Annotated in this window: 10 protein-coding genes and 1 pseudogene; 7 read left to right on the top strand and 4 right to left on the bottom strand. The window is 58.7% G+C overall.

What is annotated here, in order from left to right:
• The 3 genes from EOA60_RS10810 to EOA60_RS10800 form a co-directional block, all read right to left on the bottom strand.
• Positions 1-265: hypothetical protein (locus tag EOA60_RS10810; protein WP_164899259.1), on the bottom strand; the 265-nt coding region annotated here is incomplete at its 3' end.
• Positions 258-752, bottom strand: coding sequence for a SycD/LcrH family type III secretion system chaperone (locus EOA60_RS10805; protein WP_164748399.1), 495 nt, complete (start codon positions 750-752; stop codon positions 258-260). The genes EOA60_RS10805 and EOA60_RS10810, both read right to left, overlap by 8 nt.
• Before the next feature lie 63 nt (positions 753-815).
• A complete protein-coding gene (locus EOA60_RS10800) occupies positions 816-1,472 on the bottom strand; it encodes a hypothetical protein (protein WP_127335562.1) in 657 nt (218 codons plus the stop codon).
• Between the two features lie 683 nt (positions 1,473-2,155).
• Between EOA60_RS10800 and sctI the strand changes: the two genes are divergently transcribed.
• The 7 genes from sctI (at position 2,156) to EOA60_RS37475 (ending at position 7,096) form a co-directional block, all read left to right on the top strand.
• Positions 2,156-2,590, top strand: a complete 435-nt coding sequence (gene sctI / locus EOA60_RS10795; protein ID WP_164748398.1) for a type III secretion system inner rod subunit SctI — start codon at positions 2,156-2,158, stop codon at positions 2,588-2,590.
• A 10-nt stretch (positions 2,591-2,600) separates the two neighbouring features.
• On the top strand, positions 2,601-3,401 hold the full coding sequence (gene sctJ / locus EOA60_RS10790) for a type III secretion inner membrane ring lipoprotein SctJ (RefSeq protein ID WP_127335560.1): 801 nt from the start codon (positions 2,601-2,603) through the stop codon (positions 3,399-3,401).
• Positions 3,402-3,416: 15 nt separating this feature from the next.
• The gene (locus EOA60_RS37480) at positions 3,417-4,088 is read left to right on the top strand and encodes a hypothetical protein (RefSeq protein WP_164748397.1); all 672 of its coding nucleotides are present in this window, start codon (positions 3,417-3,419) and stop codon (positions 4,086-4,088) included.
• Positions 4,067-4,720, top strand: a complete 654-nt coding sequence (locus tag EOA60_RS10785) for a FliH/SctL family protein (protein WP_164748396.1) — start codon at positions 4,067-4,069, stop codon at positions 4,718-4,720. The genes EOA60_RS37480 and EOA60_RS10785 overlap by 22 nt, the downstream gene beginning before the upstream one ends.
• Positions 4,704-6,095: a type III secretion system ATPase SctN gene (gene sctN / locus EOA60_RS10780; protein WP_281060735.1), complete on the top strand. Its 1,392-nt coding sequence runs from the start codon at positions 4,704-4,706 to the stop codon at positions 6,093-6,095. Before EOA60_RS10785 ends, sctN begins: the two co-directional genes overlap by 17 nt.
• Entirely contained in the window at positions 6,095-6,715 is a 621-nt protein-coding gene (locus tag EOA60_RS10775) for a YscO family type III secretion system apparatus protein (protein ID WP_164748451.1), read from the top strand. Before sctN ends, EOA60_RS10775 begins: the two co-directional genes overlap by 1 nt.
• Positions 6,716-6,937: 222 nt before the next feature.
• Positions 6,938-7,096, top strand: coding sequence for a hypothetical protein (locus tag EOA60_RS37475; protein WP_164748452.1), 159 nt, complete (start codon positions 6,938-6,940; stop codon positions 7,094-7,096).
• 332 nt (positions 7,097-7,428) lie between these two features.
• Here the strand turns inward: EOA60_RS37475 and EOA60_RS10770 are convergent.
• Positions 7,429-8,059: pseudogene (locus EOA60_RS10770) on the bottom strand (type III effector HopG1); the annotation flags it as partial.

Raw genomic sequence — 8,059 nt, 5'->3', positions numbered from 1 at the left:
CCGCGGCACCCTGGGCATCAGCAATTTTCATCTTAAGGCTTAGAAACTTCGCGGCCAGTTCCATCGCATCAAAGGCCCGTGGTGGGGTTAGTGTTGGGACCGCATCCGACACCGGAGCGCCGCCAGAAACTGGTGGCAGCGCAAGTTCAGCGCCTGACTTGCCAAAACCAACCAAAGAATCGCCGGTAGGTGCGCCGACCTGAGTTAGCCCCCCGGCTTTAAGCAGCATTGCACCGATCGCTTCCGTGGTGCTCACGTTATGCATCGCAGCCTCCTTTACATGCTGCTTCGGGCTTGAGACGACGCAGCATCAGCGACGCTTGCTGAGCGAAAGCTGTATGCTCCGGCTTCCCGCGGCTCAGCTCCAATACGCTCTCAAGCGCGCTCACGGCTGCGGCCGGTTGATCGAGTTTGACGAGGCATTTCGCAGCTCGAAGTGGAATCTGCGGATCCTCGTCGTTCAGCAACGCAGCCAGTCCATAGGCATGCACGGCATTTGCCGCATCGCCCAACATCTGACTTGCGGCGCCGAATCCGAACCAAAATCTCGGGTCGATGTACCGATGCACGCATAGAAAGCGAAAGAAGCTCAGCGCCTCGCCGTATCTACCGGCCGAATAGAAACGATGGCCGAGCGCGTAGACTGCCTCGAGTTCGTCATGCGTGATCCCAAGCACAGTCGCCAAATCCGTACGCCCTGTGATGATCTCCTCAGTGAGTCGTGCCAGCTGTCCAGCCTCGGTCGTGTCCACGATCGCCACCTCCCGTTAACTAGCTCCTTTACCTTCTGCATCTCTATCTTCTGCATCGCCCCCTCAGACCCTCTGCCACGTCAGCTCGACACGCGGCCCAAATATCGGCTGCTGTTGCGACGTGGCGGTCACGATATCTCCAACAACCGTCGGCCGCTCCCGCGGGTAGGCTTGCCGAAAATCCGCCCCTTGAGCCGCGACGGATGCGGAGATGGCATCGCCGCTGACGGCATTATCGCCCAAGAACTCAGTTTGCCTACCGAGCTGTTTGCGACCTTCTCTTAGGACGCTCTCCACCTGCGCGATCGTTTGCCGCGCGCTCGCCATCGTCTCATCAAGATCTTTGCTCTCCATTCGTTCCCCGTGGTTTCCCATCCGTTGCGCCAATGAACCTAGAGGTCGTGGGCGAAGTTCTGCCTCCTGAGCAGCATATCCGACGGAGTTCCTGGCAAGCGCGGCGACGAGGACGTCGACATCGGAATCTCCGCCCGGAACCAGCCTCAGTACGGCATCGCGCTCACTGAGCCGGCCGGCAAGATGGAGAGCCAGCGCCTTGAGCGCCATCCCATATGAATCATTGGCATCCGAAAGCGGACGCAGCTGTTCCAGCGCCGCTTCGATATCTCCTACGGTCAGGTCCGCAACGGCGTAAGCGATGATGGACTCCCTACTGCCCGGCGCAATAGCGCTAAGCCCTTTCGCAATCCGTCTGGCCCGCACTACGTCGTTCGAAATGCAAGCCAAGAATGCCGCGTCGGCCAGATTCCGCCGTAACCCGACGCCGATCTCAATGCGGCTCCCGGATGACGCAGATGCACACGAAGGAGACATCGTCTATCGAACTCCCTTTCTCTGGGCGAGTTGCGCGTCATTTTCCGGTAACGATGCCATCGGACCGGTTCTCGGCGCTTTCTGACCTGCCTGCAGCTTCTTCAAATCGCTCCGCAATGGCAGGGCATTCGTTTCATCCTAAACTCGTATCCGGAACTGCTAATTCAAGCGCCGGCTGCCGCTGGACGTTGCCGAGTGGTGAGCACCCAGCAAGACGTCGGCTTTTGACCGCCAATGTTGCTCGATAGCCTGCGGGGCACAAATACGAAGGCGATATGCATCCATACTTGCCGCTTATGCCCCGCTCAAGGCAGAGCATTTCCGTCATTCTCTTCCCAGGCGAGTATTTGATGTCATAGCGCCTGCCGATATATACATATCGTAACAATATTGTTCCTTCTGCCTTATTTCAGATATTGGTATCTGGCGGATTTGTGGGGCATCACTCGGAGGACCGAGGCACAAATGCCACGGGGGCTCGCATGGTGCCATTGTGCGATGCGGCCATCGATTGGGATGGTATCTGTCGTCGGCATTAGCACCGTCAATCAGTCGCTATCGAGGGACATCTGGTGAGCGTCAACAGCATTAACCCACCAGCGCTGAAGTCTGTTTTATCGACGCAAAGTGCGTTCGTATCGAAAATATCGACTGAATCCCTCGACGCTTTTCATGCCGCGCTCGATCGGCCCCAGTTGTTCCCACAGCACGACAAGTCAGCGACCGGTGCAATCAACGGGTTGACCAAGCCGGCGCGGGGATCTGGCGTCGTCCGCACGCCGGGAGACGCCATCCTCAGCAGCATGGAGAAGCTGAGCGCCAACTTTAACCACGCCATCGAAACTGTTCGGAGCACCGAGGGGAGTATGGAAGCGGGGGAGATTCACTCGGGTGATTGGCTGAGTGCGCAGCTCGCGATATCAGCGGCCTCGCTACAGTGCGACATGCTGGCCAAGGTAGTGGGCAAGGCCACACAAAGTCTGGATACTTTCTTGAAAAACCAATGATCTACGCTGGATGGGTCTGACCTCTGTATTGAAGCGGCTGGCGACACCTCTCTTGTTGTTCACGCTGACGGGCTGCGGATCGAAGCTTGAGCTCTACCGAAATCTTCCGGCGCACGAAGCGAACGAAATGCTTGCATTGCTCATGAGCCAAGGCATCCATGCCGAAAAAACGACGGACAATAGCGGCACCGCCTCATTGTCGGTGGATACCAAAGATGTTCCCCCTGCCATGGACGTGTTGAACGGCGCCGGACTGCCTCACGACCTTTTCGCCGACATGGGCAGTCTCTTCAAGAAAGAAGGTATGATCTCATCGCCGACAGAGGAGCGTGTGCGCTATATTTATGGCGCCACACAGGAGTTGTCGCGGACCCTGTCTACCATCGATGGAGTGCTCAGTGCCCGGGTCCATGCAGTGTTGCCCCAAGAGACGAGTGACGATCGAAACCCGTCCTTCCCGTCCAGCGCTGCCGTACTTGTCCGTTACGCACCCGGCGCTGCCGTCGATCAATTCGTCCCGAAAATCAAGGAGCTCGTCGCAAACAGCCTGGAGGGCTTGTCCTATGAAAGGGTCTCCGTCGTCCTCGTAGAGGCAAGTCAGGATCATGCTTTACTGCATTCCGTCGATAGAACGGCCGTCCTGACGACAGAAGACAGCGGCGCACGCCATCTAGTGGTCGGGCTCGTAGGCGGCATTGCGGTATTGCTTATCGGCAATGGGGTCCTCGCGTTCCTACTATGGCGTCGCTTCCGCGAGGCATCCGCCATAGCGGCTCAACGAGATCAACCGAATGGGACAATTCCGCAATAATCTCCGGGAGCAGCGATGTCGGATAAATGGCTTGAAGCACCGTGGGCGAGGGCGGTGATATGCTGCATCGCCGATCCTGCCGCTGATCTCGATTTCACAATGGCGCACGGTTGGCCCAAATGGATGCCGCTGGATATCGCTCAGACGGACCCGTTCAGTCGTGTCAGGCTTGGCCGCTGGCTCCTTCGCGGCCAAAGTGATGAACCGTCTGCCATCATTTCCGCTGGCGCTGCGCGACGAAGCAGGCTCGCGTTCCTCCCGGCGCCGGATGCCGTGTGCCTCATGCGCCTAGCCGGAGCCTGGGTAGGTGCATCCGGCCTTACAGGGCTCATTCGGACGGCCGATATCACGGCGGTTCGCGCGGCCCTTGGAGAAGAAGCCGTCGCATTTGCCCGGCAGGCCGCACTTCTGCCGCGGCCGACGGCGGAACTGATGTCGGCGATCGGTGCTTCCGACATTCCGTCCGCGCCCAGTGCATTGCTTCAATGCGGCGCGGCGATGTTCGGTCTTGCGATTGGCAGCATTCCGCAAATGCTGCGGACTCGGCTAAGCTTGCGCCGTCCCGCGTCAATCTGGGCGGCGGTGGTGGACACCTGTCGCGAAGACAATGCTGGCGAGGATGCATTCAATGCGATCCAGCGCCTGATCCGCAAGAGGATGCCCATATGGTCGCATTGGTTCAGCTGACGCCTGCGTCAGTGGCCATCCTCGGCCATGGGCGAATCTTGCCAGCCGAAAGCGCACAGACACTGGTGAGTGCTGAGCGAGTGCTTATATGGGCACAACGCGAAGCCGATGCGCTCATCGACGCGGCGCGCGGATCCGCTCGAGCGATCGAGGCGCGGGCCGAAGAGGCTGGCCTTGCTGCCGCACAAGCAGAAATCGAGGCCCGCCTGACCGCGATCGCCACGGATTCTGTGCGGATTATGGCGCAAACTGAGGAGCAGATTGTCGACTTGGCCCTGCAAATCGCGCGTCGGATCATCGACACTATCGAGCCGGCGGAGGCTACGGTGCAGATCGCTTTGCGCGGTCTGAAATTCGCGGGCCACAACTCCCTCGTCCGGGTGCGCGTGGCACCGTCACTCCTCGAGGCGGTCCGCAACCGGTTGGACGAGATCCTCCCAACGGCAACATCGCGCACCGTCGTCGAGGTAATTGCCGACGCGCGCGTAAATGATGCCGGGTGCATCCTCGAGACGGATGCCGGACTGGTCGAAGCCACGATCGAGAGCCAGCTTGCGGCGATCGAAAGCTGCCTGCGTAGCGGCCCAGCAGCCCCTGCAAAGCCAAACCACAATAATGTTCGAAAAGCCTAAAATGATGTCCGCGCCAGCCGAGCCGACGAAGGCAGTTATTCTCCCCGGGCACAAAAACATCGATTATTTTTTCCAGCTCGCAAAAACAGCAGTTGCGCAGGCGTCGACAATGCACGTCCGTGGCCGCGTCCTCCAGATCGTTGGAACGGTCATCCGTGCCACGGCGCCGGGCGCTCGCATTGGCGACCTTTGCATTCTCCGCAATCCGGAGAACGACTTCGAATTGCCGGCGGAAGTCGTCGGCGTGCAGTGCGATGTTGCCATCCTGACACCGCTGGGGGAAATGCAGGGCCTCTCCACATTCACTGAAGTGATCCCGACGGGAAAGCCCCTCATGGTACCGGCCGGCTGGAACCTGCTCGGCCGTGTCCTCGATGGTTTCGGCCGACCTCTGGACGCATCGACCAATGGGCCCCTGTTTCCGGAAACCCACGTACCTGTCTACAGGGACGCGCCGGATCCCTTAACAAGGCGCATAATCGGCAACGTTCTTGCTGTCGGCATACGGGCGATCGATGGTCTTCTAACGTGCGGCGAAGGGCAGCGGATTGGCATATTTGCCGCTGCGGGCGCAGGCAAGAGCACATTGATATCGATGCTGGTGCGTGGCGCAGCGGTTGACGTGACCGTGATAGCGCTCATCGGCGAGCGTGGCCGGGAGGTGTCGGAGTTCGTCGAACACAATCTCAGCGCAGAAGCTCGATCGAGAGTGGTTCTTGTCGTTGCCACTTCCGACCGTTCCGCAATGGAGCGGACTAAGGCGGCCTATGTTGCGACGGCGATCGCTGAATGGTACCGCGACCAAGGACTGCTTGTGCTGCTTCTCATGGATTCGGTGACCCGTTTTGCCCGTGCGCTGAGGGAGGTCGGTCTCGCGGCCGGTGAGCCGCCGACACGGCGTGGTTACCCGCCATCGGTGTTTGCTTCACTGCCGCGGCTTATGGAGCGCGCTGGGAACAACCATCGCGGATCCATAACGGCCTTCTATACCGTGCTCGTAGAGGGTGATGATATGACCGAACCGGTGGCCGATGAAACCCGATCAATCCTCGATGGTCATATAGTGCTCTCGCGCCACTTGGCGATGTCGAACCATTATCCCGCTATCGACATTCTGGCCAGTGTAAGCCGCGTCATGAGCGCTATCGTGTCGCCAGAACATGAGAGGTTGGCAGGCAGCCTGCGGCAGCTGATGGCCAAATACCACGAAGTGGAACTGTTGGTACGTGTCGGTGAGTACAAGGAAGCAGCCGATCCGCTCGCCGATGCAGCGATCGCTAAGATAGACCACATACGAACCTTCTTGCGGCAGTCGACACAAGAGCAAATCGGCTTCGACACGATGCTAGATTCGCTTGCCGCATGCTTAGCATAATGCCCAAAGCCGTACATCGCCTTCTCGAACTAAAGGAATTGCGGCGCTGCCGCGCCGAAGATGCGCTGCGCTTGCGGCACATCGCTCTCGACAATACTGTGGCGGCTATCGAAAAGGCTCTGACAGAACTTCGCGCATGGCGGGAAGATCGATCCCGTCGCGAGGCCGCGGTATATGATCCGCTAATCGGGGAAGCCGTCGCTCTCATTGATCTCAATGAGGTGAACGCGAAGATGATCTCGCTGCGTCAACACGAACAGCTGCTCCAAAAGCGGCTCGAAGAGGCTACGGCAGAATCCGACCTAGCTCGGCAGGCACGTGAGGAAGCGTACGGCGTGCTACGAGAGGCATGGCGCGAGGTTCGCAAATTCGAGAATCTCGTTCGAGCGTTGGAAACGGACGCCACCCTGGCGGAAGAGCGCTCAGCGGACTTGGAATTGGAGGATTTCGCCCAGCGGCGGAACAGTTTGGGCAGGGAGCAAGACGATAATCCGTCGATGAAACTGCATCGAATGTGGAGCGGCCGTCCCTTGTCAGCAATTCGCAGACCGCGATCAGCGCAATCGATTGAGGGATGCGATGTCACGTCGGCGCAATGGTCAGGAAAAGTTTGGTTTTGATCGCTGGCAGAATTCGTCTTTGATGCGCTCATCAGACTGATGGACTCGGTGCCCTTTGTGTGATTGCTTGCTTTGCCAAGCGCGAGCGTACCTGCCCGCCAGCTAAGGCGCGCTCCGCTTAGATATCTACCGGTTCGACAGCTGTCTTCTTTGTTGCTGCAGGCAGTTGCGCCCTTCTGGTGTCGTTTTGTGCTTCGGACGGCCAGAGCTAAAAAGAATAGTATGGTACGGGTCGTCAAGGCGACGACGGTGTATGCGGCAATCCCGGAGCGGATGACAATTATCGAGCCGCCCTTCGCCTGGCTGAAAGAACTGGCCACGGTTCCGCGCCGCTCGCATGCGGCCGAGACGATACGGACCTATTGGAAAACATCTGCATAGGTGGTTCGACAGTCCGGGGCAATCCAGTCTCGGCTGGCGCGCAATCCGCAAGGCAGAGATTGCGGTCCTTGCGAAGCCACATGCTGTCGCAGCCGAGCGCGCATTGCGAAAACGGCTATAGGCCCGGTCGACAGTGCGATCCGGTTCGTACGGTCTGTCGGCTTTATGGGTAGGCGCAAGGCACAGGGCCGTTTGGTCGGCGGGCAGTTCCTGACGCCTATCTCAAGCTCACACCGCACCAGCGCGATCCGAGACCGATCAGAGGAGAGTGTCTCGCTCGCCATATCCCCATGCGCTTGCAGCCACGATCGCCAAGGTCTAGGCACGAAGACTTACACCTTCATCAATCCAAACTTCGACAGATTTTTCCCACCATAGTATTCTTGCGCCGCCTTCTGACAGACATCCAAGTAAAACGCATCTGCATCCTCGATGGAGTAGCCAGCGCCCGCGAAACAGCCACGCGCTATCTCATGGAGCGTGTGCCGGATGGAGCTCGTGTCGTCGTATACCGCGTTGAGGCAGGATATGACTACAATCACCTCTTCCTTCGAAAGACGTTGCTGTCCGCTCATCAAGCGCGCGTGGTTGATGCAGGCGACGGCGTTGGCGCATGTGAACGAGTCGCCAAAGCCTGAGCAATCTTCGAATCCGTTGCCCCTCTCATTCAATTTGAAATGAGCAATGGGCAGGTTTTTCATGCCTGCGATGTAGCTGTGATTCAGGTCCTCGACCACGGCGGGATCATAAGCTGAACGCATTTCCTGAAGTCGGGTGTCGAGTTTATGCAGCCACGGCCCTACCAGGCTGGAGTTGCGCTTCAGCTTGTTTTTATGCGGATCCTCGAACATCAGAGACGCGTCCAGCTTCTCGGTTTCTGCCAGCGACAGCAAGCCGTGCTCGGCGAGGGTCTTCATCACGACCTTCTCGGCACTTCCCCAGTGCGCTTCCGCAGTGTAGACC

This window comes from Mesorhizobium sp. M1A.F.Ca.IN.020.06.1.1, from assembly GCF_004023265.1.
Lineage (GTDB): Bacteria > Pseudomonadota > Alphaproteobacteria > Rhizobiales > Rhizobiaceae > Mesorhizobium.
Note: the sequence above shows the minus strand (reverse complement) of the source record. Positions and strands in the feature narration are given on the sequence as shown.